The organism is Dyadobacter endophyticus, assembly GCF_014641595.1.
GTDB classification, from domain to species: Bacteria; Bacteroidota; Bacteroidia; order Cytophagales; family Spirosomataceae; genus Dyadobacter; species Dyadobacter endophyticus.
This window is the reverse complement of the sequence record NZ_BMIA01000001.1, coordinates 376,793-392,466: the sequence shown is the minus strand read 5'-3', so window position 1 is coordinate 392,466 and position 15,674 is coordinate 376,793. Positions and strand designations below refer to the sequence as shown.

General features: G+C 49.3%; 15 protein-coding genes. 10 read left to right on the top strand and 5 right to left on the bottom strand.

Annotation, left to right across the window (positions count from 1 at the left end):
- The first annotated feature begins 17 nt into the window (after positions 1–17).
- On the top strand, positions 18–1,016 hold the full coding sequence (locus IEY24_RS01680; protein ID WP_188928044.1) for a WD40/YVTN/BNR-like repeat-containing protein: 999 nt from the start codon (positions 18–20) through the stop codon (positions 1,014–1,016).
- Between the two features lie 116 nt (positions 1,017–1,132).
- On the opposite strand, the gene IEY24_RS01675 is transcribed toward IEY24_RS01680, so the two are convergent.
- Positions 1,133–1,669, bottom strand: a complete 537-nt coding sequence (locus tag IEY24_RS01675; protein ID WP_188928042.1) for a hypothetical protein — start codon at positions 1,667–1,669, stop codon at positions 1,133–1,135.
- 312 nt (positions 1,670–1,981) lie between these two features.
- On the opposite strand from IEY24_RS01675, the gene IEY24_RS01670 reads away from it, so the two are divergent.
- Positions 1,982–2,746: an SDR family NAD(P)-dependent oxidoreductase gene (locus tag IEY24_RS01670; protein ID WP_229221161.1), complete on the top strand. Its 765-nt coding sequence runs from the start codon at positions 1,982–1,984 to the stop codon at positions 2,744–2,746.
- Between the two features lie 114 nt (positions 2,747–2,860).
- On the opposite strand, the gene IEY24_RS01665 is transcribed toward IEY24_RS01670, so the two are convergent.
- The 4 genes from IEY24_RS01665 to IEY24_RS01650 form a co-directional block, all read right to left on the bottom strand.
- Entirely contained in the window at positions 2,861–3,511 is a 651-nt protein-coding gene (locus IEY24_RS01665) for a DUF5683 domain-containing protein (RefSeq protein WP_188928038.1), read from the bottom strand.
- 101 nt (positions 3,512–3,612) lie between these two features.
- Positions 3,613–4,983, bottom strand: coding sequence for a T9SS type A sorting domain-containing protein (locus tag IEY24_RS01660; protein WP_188928036.1), 1,371 nt, complete (start codon positions 4,981–4,983; stop codon positions 3,613–3,615).
- A 344-nt stretch (positions 4,984–5,327) separates the two neighbouring features.
- Positions 5,328–5,798, bottom strand: a complete 471-nt coding sequence (locus IEY24_RS01655; protein ID WP_188928034.1) for a hypothetical protein — start codon at positions 5,796–5,798, stop codon at positions 5,328–5,330.
- A 60-nt stretch (positions 5,799–5,858) separates the two neighbouring features.
- Positions 5,859–6,425 (bottom strand): dihydrofolate reductase family protein, encoded by a 567-nt coding sequence (locus IEY24_RS01650; protein WP_188928033.1) that lies wholly within the window; start codon positions 6,423–6,425, stop codon positions 5,859–5,861.
- Positions 6,426–6,751: 326 nt separating this feature from the next.
- On the opposite strand from IEY24_RS01650, the gene IEY24_RS01645 reads away from it, so the two are divergent.
- The 8 genes from IEY24_RS01645 (at position 6,752) to IEY24_RS01610 (ending at position 15,543) form a co-directional block, all read left to right on the top strand.
- Positions 6,752–7,315, top strand: a complete 564-nt coding sequence (locus IEY24_RS01645) for an RNA polymerase sigma factor (RefSeq protein WP_188928031.1) — start codon at positions 6,752–6,754, stop codon at positions 7,313–7,315.
- A gap of 108 nt (positions 7,316–7,423) precedes the next feature.
- A complete protein-coding gene (locus IEY24_RS01640; RefSeq protein WP_188928029.1) occupies positions 7,424–8,392 on the top strand; it encodes a FecR family protein in 969 nt (322 codons plus the stop codon).
- A 208-nt stretch (positions 8,393–8,600) separates the two neighbouring features.
- On the top strand, positions 8,601–12,116 hold the full coding sequence (locus IEY24_RS01635; protein ID WP_188928027.1) for a SusC/RagA family TonB-linked outer membrane protein: 3,516 nt from the start codon (positions 8,601–8,603) through the stop codon (positions 12,114–12,116).
- Positions 12,117–12,137: 21 nt separating this feature from the next.
- Entirely contained in the window at positions 12,138–13,913 is a 1,776-nt protein-coding gene (locus tag IEY24_RS01630) for a RagB/SusD family nutrient uptake outer membrane protein (protein ID WP_188928025.1), read from the top strand.
- Between the two features lie 128 nt (positions 13,914–14,041).
- A complete protein-coding gene (locus IEY24_RS33050; protein ID WP_188928023.1) occupies positions 14,042–14,395 on the top strand; it encodes a hypothetical protein in 354 nt (117 codons plus the stop codon).
- Positions 14,301–14,744, top strand: a complete 444-nt coding sequence (locus tag IEY24_RS01620) for a hypothetical protein (RefSeq protein WP_188932349.1) — start codon at positions 14,301–14,303, stop codon at positions 14,742–14,744. Before IEY24_RS33050 ends, IEY24_RS01620 begins: the two co-directional genes overlap by 95 nt.
- 50 nt (positions 14,745–14,794) lie before the next feature.
- A complete protein-coding gene (locus tag IEY24_RS01615; protein ID WP_188928021.1) occupies positions 14,795–14,947 on the top strand; it encodes a hypothetical protein in 153 nt (50 codons plus the stop codon).
- Positions 14,948–15,117: 170 nt separating this feature from the next.
- Entirely contained in the window at positions 15,118–15,543 is a 426-nt protein-coding gene (locus tag IEY24_RS01610) for a hypothetical protein (RefSeq protein WP_188928019.1), read from the top strand.
- Positions 15,544–15,674 lie beyond the last annotated feature (131 nt).

The following is a 15,674-nucleotide window of genomic DNA, read 5'->3' as shown; positions in this document are numbered from 1 at the left end:
CTAAATCAATTATGGTCATGACTATCTCCAAATTCGTTTTTTTGCTCCTTTTTCAATTCTCACTCGTCTTTGATCAGTCGTTAGAGTCCCCAAAGGCATCCCCTCGCATAAAAAGTCAACAAAAAAACAAGAGCTTTAAGAGGCCAACAGCTGCAAACATCATTTTAAAATCTACGGATGGTGGACAGACATGGCAGGACATTAGCGAGGGGCTGCCTGAAAATTTGCAGGCAGACAGTTTCATTGAAAAAGATAGTGAGCTCTATATACGTGCAGGAAATGGGATTTATCACAATAAACCCAATTCACAAGCACCTTTTTGGAGAAAAGAGATTTACCCCGACCAACCCAGTAGTATTGTTCCTGGCAGCACAGCGATATTTGCATATAATTACGGCGGCCAATTCTTGCAAAGAATAAACGGAACAAGCCTATGGTTGCCTATGTTGACGAATTTCCCAACAAGACAGGCGCGCACCGTTTTCGAGAACGGAAGCACAGTTTTCATCGGTTGTGACAGCGGGCTTTTTAAATCCACCGACGGTGGGAAAATTTGGAGGCAGGTATATACCGGCGGCCGGGTAATGAAATTGGTGGCGGCAGACGGCGTACTGATGGCAACCAGCCAAAGCGGTATATTACGGTCGGCCGATGATGGAGAAAACTGGGATAATGTGATCAATGAAGGCGGTATTGGCATCGCCATAGAACGGATCAAAGGCGGATTCGCTGCGATCACTTACAATACAGCGTCTGAAACCAGAAGAGTGCGGGTCTCCTACGATGGCGGTAAAATCTGGCAGCCCATCGATGGCGGCCTGCCGGCAAGCCTATCTATTGCTTCGATAATACAATTTGGTGAGTACTTCTTGTGTGGTCATCCGACCGGTATTTTCAGATCATCAGATAAGGGGAAAACATGGACACTCTTGCTTCCCTCTATTGAAAGTAAAGTCTTCGATTTATCTGTTTCAGGGAACGTGATTTACGCAATGCCCAAAAATGGGGGCTGTTGAAAATTCGGGGATCTGGCAGCTATCGCAATACGGCTCCTGAAACGGACCATCCCGGGCGCATATTTAATTTGTCCCTAACCGTCGAGCGCTACTGCGCCAAGCCTGTCAGGCAATCCTTATCGGTCCCGTTTCCGCTTATGTTTTTTTACAAAAACCCAAATAACAGGGCCGGATTTCCATTGAGTCAGATCGACAAAAGCGGCTTGCGGAACAACCGGACCCCTTCCCCATGCACTTAAATAGCCATAGGACGTCTCTGGCGCGGGTTCTTCTTCTTTATTGCGGTTCAAGTCAGTTTTGAACTGAGCAGAAGTGCTTCCGCTATGAAAAGCTGTCGAATGCGTCCCGTTGGGATTTACGATGATCGATGTATTGCCATTGTGAAAGGCAGTAGCATGCGTGCCGTCAGAGTTTACGATAATTGAGGTGCTACCATTGTGAAATGCAGTTGCGTGCGTTCCATTAGGGTTTATGATCGTCGATGTGCTGCCGTTGTTGAAAGCCGTCGAATGTGTTCCATTCGGGTTAACGATCACGGATGTACTGCCGTTATTGATGACAACAGAATGCGTCCCATCCGAATTAACCACAACGCTCTGCGCCCTTGAAGCCATCGCAAGGGCAAGTAATGCCAATGTTAGTCTAAGTTTCATGTGTAGCTGCTGACGATATATAATGGAGTCAATTTAAGCAGATGAATTGATTTGAAAAATAACTGCTGGTAATTTTTCCATTACCAATATCGCTCGTTTTTGAGCCCCCTTCACCACTCTTGCGAATACATCGCCTCAGGCCTGCACGTTGAACTTTTGAACAAAGCGATTTGGGCCTTCTGACAAAACGGAGATGCTGCCTACCGGCGAAATTTGTGTCCGAAATTATTGAGTGCTCATCCTGTTGGACACTATTGAATTACTAAAACAAAAATTGAAATGGATTTACAACTGAAAGGAAAACGCGCCCTGGTGACGGGCGCAAGTTCAGGATTGGGCGAGGCGATCGCCCGCATGCTCGCCGCTGAAGGCGCGGAAGTGATTGTACACGGCCGCAATGCAGATCGCGCCGAACAGGTAGCCGGTGCCATCCGGGATGCAGGCGGCCTGGCCGTGGTGGCGCTGGGCGATCTGGCCACCGACGCGGGGGCAGATGCTGTTGCCGATGCCGCCCTGGAAGGTGGGGCCATCGATATACTCATCAACAATGCCGGCGTGGTGAGCCACAAAAACTGGTCGGACGCAATGGCTGGGGATTGGCTGGAAGTCTACAACGCCAACGTCGTATCGTACGTGCGCATGATCAGACGCATCATCCCGCAAATGAAGGAGCTGGGCTGGGGGCGCGTGATCAATATCGGCGGCGGCCTGGCCATCCAGCCGATCAAAGAACAACCCCACTACAATGCGACGTTGGCCGCACGCCACAACCTGTCCGTTTCCCTTGCCAGGCAATTGCAGGGCACCGGCATTACCAGCAACGTGGTATCACCCGGGGCGATCATGAACCCGATGGTCGAGGAATGGCTCATCAACGCCGCACCGAAGTTCGGCTGGGGCACCGAACTGGAAGAAATCAAACGAAAGGCCGTCATGGACCTGATACCCAACGACACCGGAAGATTTGGCCGGCCCGAAGAGGTTGCCGGAGCGGTTCTTTACCTGACCAGCCCGTTGGCTGACTACATCAGCGGCGGAATTATCCGTGTAGATGGCGGTACCATGAAGAGCCTTTGACAGATGTCGGGGAGGTCATATGACCGTGCACCGGGTACATGCTCCACCTCGTTCGTATATATACAGCCGCTATGGGAAGCACTGTACCCTGTCCACAATTACTTGGCCAGCAATCTATTTGAAGTTGAAAACAACCTGAACACCTGGTGTGAAGGTAGCGGATGTGAACTTCAACGGGCTTGGTGAAATACGGACGGAGATATCATCGGAGATGTCAAATGTTTTAAGATGAGCTGCCACATTGGCTTCAATAATGCTGAGACCGTATATGATCCCGATTGCCAAAACGGAAATATTTCTATACCTACGCCACACATTTTTTCTCCTGGCGATTTGGTCTACCGTCAGCGAGGCTAGGGTTGCCTTTGTATTGAATGTATTGCGTACAATGACGGGCTTGGGTGTATCATGATCAATACCTTGTCCAAAATTTCCAGTGCCCATATCATAAAATGATAAATATGCTTTTAAAAAATCGTGGTACTTTATGGAATTTAGATGATAAGCAAAAATACTTCCCCCCAGCGACGCGTAAACGATTGGAGCTTTCCATAGCTCTCTATTGTAGATCTGCCCCAGGCCTGGTATGATTGCCATGATGGTGGCCTTTTTTGGATTTACCACTCTATCGCTTTTTGTTAATTTACTGGCCGTATCCCTGGTGACGAGCGCTTGGTTGCCAAAAATAGGAGCAGATACTGCCGGGGTAGACGCCAACGCGATATACATCGCCAAGGAGGCTAGTTGTCTGTGAATGGTTTTCATGGCTTGCTTTATAGTTTCAGGCAGCAAGCAACTAACCGAATATTACATCGACAACATAAAAAATGTTAATTGAAAGCCTGGCTTAATCCGAGTATGCTGTGCTATCTCTGTATTGCCACTTTCGACTGATAAATCTGACCATAAATATCCTTCATGCGGACAATATACGTACCCACTGGCAGGCGTCTAACATCCAGGAAGTTGATTTTCGATTGCTCCGGTTTTTGGGCGATAACAGTCAAACCTTTCAAATTGATCAACTGAATATCCACCAAATCTGACTGAGAAATAACGGATAGTTCGCCAGAAGCCGGATTCGGGTAGACGCTCATAGCTTTGGTGCCATCCACCGCCTCACGGACGATTTTGCTGTAAGCATATGTCCCATCCAGATCCACCATTTTAAGGCGATAGTAAAGTGGCTTACCTGGTGCAACCATGGTGTTATCCACGAAGCTGTAATCATGGGTGGTACCCTTTCCCGCGATATAGCCGATTTGTATGAAGCCGTTCTTAGGATTTTTGCTTTTCTCAATTTCAAATCGGTCAAAACCGGTTTCCTCCGATGTTTTCCAGCTAAGAAGAATTTTGTTTTCCTTTTTCTTTGACACAAAACTCAGGAGTCTGACCGGTAATGTCGTCGTTTTGACATTGAAGATACACGAGGCGGCGGGACCACAACCGTTATTTACAGTATATGTGACCGGATGCACCCCTTCGCCTGCAACCGACGGGTCAAAAATTCCAGTCGCACTATTCACACCTGTCCCAGTATACATCCCTCCTGCATCGGGCAGTGCTGACGAAGGAGGTAGCGCCGTCACAGTAAGGTTTTTCGCCCCGGTTAGCGTGAAAGCATTGTCAAGGACAGAGATTGTCGTATCCTTTGGACAGGAAACAGCAGGAGCGCCATCAACAGCAATTAAACCAGGAAACGGACCGGAGGTGCATCCATGACTCGATGTGGCAGTAGCGTAGATATATTGGGGGCCGGTACCCGCCATCGCAGGATCGAACAGGTATCCTGTCGCTGAATTTCCTGTAACACCAGGCCCTGACCATGACACGGAGATAGGTTCGGCAGGTGTAGTTAAAAATGTCAATGTGGTGTACTGTTCAGGAAGATCTGGGCTGTCATTGACACATATGGGAATTATTCCTAAAAATTCCCTTGCTTCCGGCGTAGGATTGACGGTAATAACAAATGTACATGTGCTGGTATTACCACCGTCGTCGTAGGTGTATGTAATGGTTTTTTCTCCTGTTCCGGCAACGGCAGGAGAAAACATTCCACCAGAAACACCCGGGCCGCTATACGTACCGCCGGCGGGGCTGGCGCCCGAAAGTGTGAAAGGCGCTTCATTTGCACAAGCTGACCTGTCTGCCGGGCATGTCGTTTGTGCTTGAATCGCACAAACCGTAGCCAGGAACAATAGCGGGCTCGCAATCAAGGATTTGAAGAGGTGTTTCATACCGTTCCGAAGATATAGATGAGGTCTACGTGTTAATGCGTTTAGCACGTAAATGTAACCTACATATGATTTTCAACAAATTATGAAGTCACCAATTTTTAAAAATTTTATCAAAACAGTCGATCAATACCCCGGTTGATCTATTTTCTATTGTATACCATCTGATGACCAAGTACTTGCTCTAAGTAAATCAACGACCGCCTCTAAATCTGTAAGCTATCTAATATTCGCCAAGTCGGCAACCTCGAAATTTCTTGGAAGGTTTTGCTTCCCGCAGCCGATCAAAGAACCATAACGTTACACTCGTCTGGTGAGACAGATGCATTTGAAAGCCGTGCTTTTCATTACCTGCCTCGAAAGGTGGCTGTAAAATTAGATATTGCTCTGAAAAGTTGCCGGCTTAACAGCCAACCGATGATTAGGCTAAATGCAATTAGCTTTCCAGGTAGCAAAACAACCTGGAAAAATAGTAGCAGTCGGTTGTAATCCTCTGATATACGGAACGGGTTGTCAATTAATCCACTAACCCACCCCATATTTGTAGGTTCCGGTGTTGCATCAAAAAAATGACTCGCCATCACGTATATCGAAAAATAGCAAAGCCTCACTATGATAGTACCAACGTCATCATGGGGCCGGTTGTGAAAAATCAAGTAAAAGCATAGGCCCGCAAAAAACAAACCTATTAGGGTTACGACGTAAATCAGCCACTTTTTGGGCGGCCTGCCATTATCATCCGGATCTTGCTGATGTACCTCTATTTTACCGACAGGGCCGGGGTTAAAAGATTCAAACAACCATTCAAGTAAGCTCATATAATCGCATTTTTATCTGTTAGATTATGGTTGCGCACCACTAATGATTTAGGACGGCCTTTACCTGTTTGCATAATGCAAGGTAACCACGCCCGAGTTGAGCGTTTCGGATGCCAGCAATTTCAGGTTACTGGTGGTTATGTTGGTATCAAACAGACTAATACCACCGCCCAATATGATAGGATGCAGCGTCAATTTATACTCATCTATCAACCCCAGCTTCATAAAACTTTTGGCCAGGCCCGGACTGCCGAATATCACCAGATCTTTTCCCGGTTGCTGTTTGAGTTTGTTCACCTCCTCGGTAATATTCTCTTTGATCAATGTAGTGTTATTCCAACTCACACCTTCCAACGTAGTTGAAAATACCACTTTGGGGATATCATGCACCCATTGCGCATGTTCCAGCTCATGTTTACCAGCACCGGAGTTGCCCAGTACGGTAGGCCAATAACCTTCCATCAGTTGGTAGGTGGTCCTGCCATACAACGGAGCGCCCACTGTTTTTACCAGCTCCCCGGCATATTTTTGCAATTCCTGGTCATACGACAAAAAACCCAGTCCGCCATTGACATCTCCTGCAAAGCCATCCAGGGAGATGTGCGCAAATAAAACTACCTTTCTCATTTTGATTGCATTGATTTGTCTTATAAATACAAGCGCCCTTTTTATTTACTTGTATCTGTTGAAAGCAACCGCTTACGCCATTCAGGCAAAATAGTTTCTGAACTTCGATTCGCAAACACATTCCAGAGACAACTGCTTCTGATAAGGAGTGTTAAAACCAGTTATTCAACAGAATAAAATATTGAAATTTTACAATTTCAAAACTACACCAAGGACTATTCGCAAATTTCCATACTTTTTATTCTGTTTATTTGAAACATCGAACAATATTATGGATGCATTAATATATATTTGATTACTGACAATTGGTTTGACGCTAACCTACGATGAAAAATCTGCTCCCCTCTTTATCTGATGAACAGCTCGCGGCGTTACTCAAAGAGGGTGAGGAACGGGTGTTCGATGAAATTTACGTCCGGTACTGGGACAAGCTTTATTACACCGCCCACCGGATGGTCAAATCGGCAGCTGTGGCAGAAGAGATTACCCAGGATACATTCATGCTTTTCTGGATGAAGCGCCAAACGCTTGAAATACATTCACTGGGACCTTATCTGGCCGCAATGCTGCGCTACGAGGTGTACCGGTATCTTGCCAAATCCAAACAGGCGCAACAGATGGAGCAGTCGATCCGGCACGAAGCTGCCCCATCGGTGTCAATCGACCAGGAAATCGAGAACCGTCTGCTGCTTGAAATCATTACCAACCTCACCAACCGCCTGCCCGAGAAATGCAGGCTGGTTTTTCAGTACAACAAATTGCAGGACCGCTCTCTGCCCGATATCTGCGAAGAGCTGAATATCTCCCCAAAAACCGCCGAAGCACATCTGACGAAGGCATTAAAGATCGTCAGAGCGAGTTTGAGCAATGTGGTAGCGCTGTTGCTGTAAGGGCCGGACGATAGGCTACCGACGGCCGATAAAAATATTTACCCTAACACTAAGGGGTTTTCACCACTACATCCCTCTATGTTCTGCAAAGGGCAAAACCGCTTTGCGATGACACAGGAATACATCAGACTGCTCGCCAGGAAATTCTTCGAAGGGACTGCCTCGGAAGAGGAGAAACAACTATTGCACGAGTGGTACGATCAGCTCATCGAAGATGAAGGCCCTCAGAATATCGCCACCCTCAAACCCGAGGGGCCGGATGAAATACGCGAGCGGATGCAGGCCAACATAAGGAACCGTCAGCAGCAACGTCCGGCAAAACCCTTCGGTTGGGTACGGCGGCTCACGGCATGGTCTTCGGCCGCAGCCGCGGTGGTAATTGTGGGGTTTTTGCTCTGGGCCAACGAGCGCAAACCCGCCCCTGCGCTTAGCCGACTGGTGCAGGCACCATTTGGAAAAACATTGAAAGTAAGCCTGCCCGACGGCTCGCATATCTGGCTCAATGCAGGATCCTCTCTAAGCTACCCCGTCGCATTCAAAGGTAAGACACGGGAAGTTGTCCTGCGCGAAGGTCAGGCATTCTTTGACATTTCGCGCGATACCACCAAGCCATTTATAGTTCATGCCAAAACGCTGGATATTACGGTACTGGGCACCTCATTTGACGTGAAAGCCTACCAAAACGACCCGGACATTAAAGTGACAGTCAAAACCGGCAAGGTGGGCGTAAAGGTGCGCGACAAACCCGGGCAACCCGCTTTGATGCTCCTTCCGGCCGAGCAGGCCGTGGTCGCCGAAAAAGCGCAGAACATCCAGGTAAACGAGATCAGCAAACCCGCCATTGCCCCCTGGAAGGACAACCGGATGGTGTTCGAGGATGAGCTGTTGGTAGAGGTGCTGCACGCATTGGAAAGAAAATACGATCAGCACATTATCATTGAAAAACCGGAGCTTTCAACCGAAAAGATATCGCTTACCCTCAACGATCAGCCGATGAATGACGTGCTGAAAGTGCTGGGCTTTTCCAAGAATTTCAATTATTCACAACTAAACGATAGCACGATAGTCATCAGATAGGAGCACAAAATGCGGGCTGGCTTTCCAGGAAGGCTGGTCCGGTTGAATACCGGGAACACTGCGAATGTCCCCGGTATCGGATGTTCCCTGCCAGCCAATGCTTGGAACCATGAACGGCGGGTGGACGCGGTTTAACAGCTTAACCATTAAACATCAGACAAATATGGTGAATTATTACCATAAGGGAATCCCCTTGTTCAAAAAATGTATGCGCATTTCTACGCTAATACTGGGTATTAATGTCCTGACAACCGCTCTGCTGACGGCCGGACCTACGGAGGCCCAGCATGTGAGCATGGATGTGAGGCAGAGCCGGGTAAAGACGGTCCTCAGGCAGATCGAACAGCAAACCGGTCTCACTTTTGCGTTCGATGAGAAACTGGTGCGCAAAGCGCCCGAGGTCACTGTTTACGCCCTGGGCCAGCCTGTGCCGGCCATATTGAAGATGATCGAGAAGCAAACCGGCCTGGAATTCAGGCAGGTGGGAAATATGATTGGCATTACCGAACGCCCAAAACTGGAAATTACACGCGAAATTGCTCCGTTAACGCAAACGCTGACGCGACCGGTCAAAGGTAAGGTTACCGACGAGAAGGGCGAGGCGCTGCCATCTGTGGCAATTCGCGTGAAAGGCACCAATGATGGGACCATGACCGACGTGGAGGGTAACTACACGATCGATGTGCCCGGGGACGAATCTATTCTGATATTCAGCTTTATCGGTTTTACCGCGCAGGAGGTAATGGTCGGCTCGCGCAGCACCGTGGAGGTCTCCCTCAAACCGGATGTTTCCACTTTGACAGAGCTGGTAGTGACCGGCTACGGAGCGCAGCGCAAAAAGGACCTTATCGGCGCAGTCTCTGTTGTGGATGTGGAGCAATTAAAGCAAACTCCCGACGGACAGGTTACCAACCAGCTGCAAGGGCGTGCCTCGGGCGTTACGATCCTTAGCTCCGGGCAGCCTGGTGAAACCCCGCAGGTCCGCATCCGAGGCCTGAACACATTTGGGAACAACTCACCATTGTATGTCGTCGACGGGGTACCTACAACCTCGATCACAGACCTGAACACCAACGACATAGCTTCGATGCAGGTGTTGAAAGATGCAGGTTCGGCCTCGATCTACGGTTCACGGGCGGCAAATGGGGTTATTATAATCACTACCAAAAAGGGCAAGGATAAGGTCAAGGTCAATTACAGCGCGTGGTTTGGCGTGCAAACGCCTCCCGGAGGCAATGTATGGAACACGCTCACTCCGCTTGAACAGGCTCAGCTCAAATTTCAAGTACAGAAGAACTCCGGCCTGACCGTGGGCGATGACCAATACGGTCATGGCACTTCGCCGGTTTTGCCGGATTACATCTTACCGGCCGGCGCCAAAGAAGGCGACCCGGGCACCAATCCGGCGCTGTATTATGTGAACCCGAATTATACTTCGGTGGATGATTTCAATACATTCAATCAGATCGTAAAAGCCAACAAACAGGGTACTGACTGGTTTCACGAGATTTTCAAACCAGCACCCTCTACAAGCCATAATATTTCGCTCAGTGGGGGCAGCGATCAGGGTAATTATCTGTTCTCGTTGAATTATTTCAACCAACAGGGTGCACTAACGAACACCTACCTGAAACGCTATACGCTCCGCTCCAACAGCCAGTACAACGTTGGCAAGCATGTGCGGATCGGAGAAAACCTGGCCTATTCGATTTCAGACAACCCCAAGACCAGCCTTTCCGATGGCGGCTCAGCCATTGCATTCTCCTTCCGTATGCAGCCGATCGTGCCGGTACACGACATTATGGGCAACTACGCGGGCAGTCGTGCTTCGGGTATGGGCGACGCCTTCAACCCTGTGGCTATGCGCGACCGCACACGTTACGACAAAGGCCTGGACAACCGGCTTTTTGGTAATGTTTTTGCAGAGGTCGACCTTTTCAAATACTTTACATTCCGTACCAGCTTTGGCGGCGAGAACTATTCCGGCAGATGGAGCTCGTTTGCCTTCCCAAGCTACGAAAACAAGGAAAACAGCAACACCAACACATATTCAGAAGGCTCCTACTCGGGCTTCAACTGGACATGGACCAACTTGCTGACTTTCCACAAGACCATGGGCAACCACGATCTGACCGTAGCGGCCGGCACCGAGGCTTACAGTGGCAAGTATTACGAGTTGGGCGGCAGCACGCAGGGTTATTTCTCCTTTGACCCCAATTATATGAACCTGGGCACCGGCTCGGGCACGCGCACCAATTCCAGTAGCCGCTCAGCCGACGCATTGTACTCGCTGCTGGGCCGTTTGGATTACATCTATAATGACAGATACCTGTTTGGTGCGATCATCCGCAGGGACGGCTCATCCAAGTTCATCAACGAGCGTTACGGTTTCTTCCCGGCCGTGAGCGCGGGCTGGCGTATCTCGCGCGAGGAATTCATGCGTGGCATCAGCTGGATCGACGATCTGAAACTACGTGCCAACTACGGCATCATGGGTAACCAGATCAACGTAACTTCCGGTAATGCATTTACCACTTACAGCTCTAATCGCCGCAGCTCTTACTATGACTTGGGCGGCACCAGCGGTTCGGGCGCTTTGGAAGGTTTCGAAAAAAGCCAGATCGGGAACCCTAATGCTGTTTGGGAAAAGAATGTAAGCACCAACATCGGTATCGACGCGACTTTCTTCAAGGGCAGGCTGGACGTAATCGCCGATTATTATGTAAAAGAGATCAAAGATCTGCTTTTCAACCCTGCGCTGATCGGTACAGCGGGTGGCGGCTCGGTACCTTATGTGAATATCGGACAAATGAAAAACAAGGGGATCGACCTTCAAATCGATTCGAAATTCGACCTTGCCCGTGACCTGAAATTGAACGCGACACTGACGCTGACGACCTATAACAACAAGATTAAGAAGGTCACCAACAGCACCAACTACTTTGATCTGGAAGGCCGTGGCTTCGACGGCGCATCTATCGTTCGAAACCAGGTGGGCAATTCGATCGGCCAGTTCTTCGGCTACAAGGTGATTGGCTTCTGGAATTCGCAGGAAGAGATTGCAACGGCCAATGCCGACGCCATACGGCTAACCGGTGATCCCAATGCGGTATTCCAGGACGGCGCTTCGGTAGGACGTTTCCGCTACGAGAACATCAACGGCGACGGCCAGATCACGGCCGCCGACCGCCAGGTGCTCGGCAACCCGAACCCCGATTTTAGCTACGGTTTGAATCTGGCATTGAATTACAAAAGCTTCGATTTCAGCCTGTTCCTCTACGGTGTTCAGGGTAACCAGCTCTGGAACCAGACCCTGTGGTGGAGCGATTTCAACTCCTCGCGCTCCGGTGCTAAAAGTAAAACCGCATTGTACGACTCGTGGACACCCGAAAACCACCATGCCAAAGCCCCGATCCAGGAAAACAGCAGCTCTTTCAGCACCATTAATGTACCCAACTCCTATTTTGTGGAAGACGGCTCCTACCTGCGCGCAAAGAACCTGCAAATCGGCTATACTTTCCCTGCTTCGCTGATGAAGAAAGTGAGGATCCAGCAATTCCGCCTGTACCTGCAAGCGACCAACCTGTTCACCCTTACCGGATATTCGGGACTCGATCCGGAGGTAAGTCGGAACGCCAGCGGCAACCCGACCGTGTTCGGTATCGACGAGGGTTCCTACCCGTCATCCAGACAGTACACCGTGGGCCTGAACCTTACTTTTTAACCCATCTCAAAACGACGCGATATGAAGAAGTTCATCAAATATATGGCCGTTCTTTGCTGGATCGGCGGTTTTACAATTTTGCAGGCTTGTCAGGATGACTTCCTGGATAAACCTGTACAAGGCGCCTTGGGCGATAATGTGCTTGCCAATGCCAAAGGTATCGACGGCCTGCTCACCGGCGCCTATGCCGCGCTCGACGGCCAGGGCGACTTCACCGGCGGCAGCGGCTGGGAGTCCCCACCCGACAACTGGGTTTACGGCGCGATTCCCGGCGGGGATGCGCACAAAGGCAGCGACGGCGGTGACCAGACGCCCATCAGCGCCATTGCAACATTCGCTACTGGCGCCGACAATGGCTTTTTTAATAGTAAATGGAAAGCATTGTACGAAGGTGTTTCCCGCTCAAACACCGTCCTTAAAGTACTCGCGCTGGCGACCGACGTTTCGGCTGAAAACAAAGCCAATATCGAAGCTCAGGCGCGGTTTCTGAGGGGTCACTACTATTTTGAGTTGAAAAAAATGTGGAATATGGTGCCTTGGATCGACGAAACGACTACGGATTTTAACCAGCCCAATGACAAGGACATCTGGCCGATGATCGAAGCAGACTTCAAAGCAGCTTACGAACAGCTCCCTGCCACGCAAACCCTTGTCGGCAGGGCCAACAAATGGGCAGCAGGCGCTTACCTGGGAAAAACTTTTCTGTATCAGAAAAAATACGCCGACGCTCAAAAAGTGTTCGGTGAGGTGATCACCAGTGGTGTTACCACAAATGGCTTGAAGTATGAGCTGGTATCTTTTAAGGATAACTTTGACGCGGCCACTAAAAACAATGCAGAATCGGTTTTTGCAATTCAGATGGTCGCAAATGACGGAACTTTGGATATTACCAATGCCAATCAGGGCGGAATGCTCAATTTCCCCTATGGTACTGGCGCGCCATTCAGTTGCTGCGGATTTTTCCAACCGACTCAAATGCTGGTGAATATGTACCGCACCGATGCAAATGGATTGCCCTACGTGGATTTCAACAGTCACGCCGTTAAAAACGATATGGGTCTTACCTCGGCCGCCGCATTCACCCCCGATGCGGGCAGCCTTGACCCACGCCTGGACTGGACCGTCGGTCGCCGGGGTATTCCTTACCACGACTGGGGCATCTATCCGGGCATGAACTGGGTGCGAGACCAGCCTTACGGCGGGCCATATGCCCCTAAGAAGAACATTCACCGCCAGAAAACACAAGACCTTTACGCCGACCTGAGCTCCTGGGCACCCGGCAATGCGATCAACGTGCTGGTGATCCGCTTCGCCGACGTACTGCTGATGGCGGCCGAAGCCGAAGCAAATGGCGGGAGTCTGGCAAAGGCCGAAGAGTATGTGAACAAGGTGAGAAACCGCGCCGCGGATAAGGCCGGCTGGTTGTACAAGTATATTAACGATTCCAACCCGCTGGGCGGATTCTCAGCCACTCCGGCAGCAAACTACGTGATCAAACCCTACCCAACCGGCACGCTTGCCGCCAAAGGCAAAGACGGCCTACTAGATGCGATCTATTACGAGCGCGGCATTGAACTGGCAATGGAAGGTCACCGCTTCTTCGATTTGGTCAGGTGGGGAAAAGCCGGTACGGCAATTAATGCCTATTTCGGCTACGAGTCCAAGATTACCACCGATCTCGCCGGCGGTAAATACCTCGAAGGCAAAAACAACTACTTCCCAATCCCTCAATACCAGATCGACATGAGTGTGGTGAACGGTACGCCATTACTGAAACAAAATCCGGGTTACAACTAAGGCAAGCAACCCTCGGCGGCCAATTCAATTTGGTCTGTGGCCGCTCAGGGTCGCCCTGCCAAAATTAATCTGCGCATATTATCTTCATCTTTCGTTGAAATTTTGGCCATCCCGATTCTGATTTTTGTATGAGACGACCACTCCTGTTCTGCTTTGTAATGTCCCTGTTGGTCTGCTGCAATACAAAAAAACAAAATCAAAAAGTAGAATTTAAAGGTCTGCCTGCTTCCAATCTTTCGGGGAAAGAATTAGCGATCGCCCATTGCAGCCGTTGCCACGGATTGGTTACCCCTGAACTATTACCAAAAAGCAGCTGGCAGGACGTGCTTCCGGCTATGGGTCACCGAATGGGTATTTACAGTAGAGGTATCAGACCCGACAGTTTGTTTGACCCCAAAACCGGTGGCGAAGTGGTTCACGCTGCCGGTATTTACCCGGAAACCCCGGTTTTGGCTAGGTGCTACACCAATCGGGTTTTATGAAAAATCAGATACGCTATTTTTGACGACGATAGGAAACGGTGTTTTTCCCACTGATAATGCCCATGGTGCCGTGCATCGGTTGGTCAGAAGAGGCTTAACACAGGGCTACCAGCCCGGCGCGACGGCCATTGCCAATTTGCGACGTCCCGTGTTTGTCGCTTATGGGGATTTGAATAAAGACGGGCATGAAGACGTTGTTGCCTGCGAATTTGGCAATGAAACCGGGCAATTGGCCTGGTTTGAAAACAGCGGAAGGGGTAGTTACCAAAAAAGGATTTTAAATGAAAGGCCCGGCGCCATTTCAGCGGTTATGAAAGTTTTATTTACCTGGAAAATAAAGGAAAGTTAAAATTTGAGAATTATTCATTCCCCCAATCTTTCAAAGGAAGATGGATAGTCATGGACGCGGGTGATATGGATGCGGACGGGGACATCGATCTGGTGCTCGGCTCATTCGTATATCTGATACCGCAGGGCGATACAACTGGTCTGGGGAAAAAATGGCTTTCCGACGGGCCATCAGTTATTCTCCTGGAAAACACCGTGCGTTAAAAACCTGTCGCGCAGTGAAACTGGTCCGGTTCGTTTGTACAACAGCGAGTTAATTCAATGGTTGCAGGCCGGTGATGCCGTACACTCAAAACATATGCAATACCATGTACTTTGTATTGAATAGTACATGGTATTGCATATATTTACATAAATCAAAACTGCCATGAAATATGAAAAATCTATTACTATTGCCCGTCCTGGTGCTTGCTGTACATTTCCATAGTTTCGCCCAATGCAGCGAAGAGGTGATCCTCTCGGCTTCCAAAACAGAATATCTGAACGGCTCGGATGTTTTGCAAAGAACTGTCGACGAATCGAGCACGATCGAAATAAGCAAAACCAAAGTCGTTATTAAACCAGGAAATGTCGATCAGGTGATGATAGGAACCATCACTTCCGATACCTGCAACTGGAAGACACCTTACACCGAGGGATTAACGGTGATCCATGCCTCATTTGACGACCCATCGGCTGAACCGCGGCATGCAACCCTTAAAGTGGAAGGAATAGCTGGTAAGATCACATTCCTGATGGAAATCCAGGAGATGCCTGATAGGAAGATTAGGGTCAGCATCGACAAATTCGCAAAGAAGTAATCGCCTGCCAGGGTCAATGCCTTAAAAGAAATTGGCCGAAGTGAATCCTTCGGCCAAAATTAACTACTACATCTAAATGAACCTCGAATAAGAATCGAGGCCCCGGGTTGACTGTTGTGCGATCATAACGT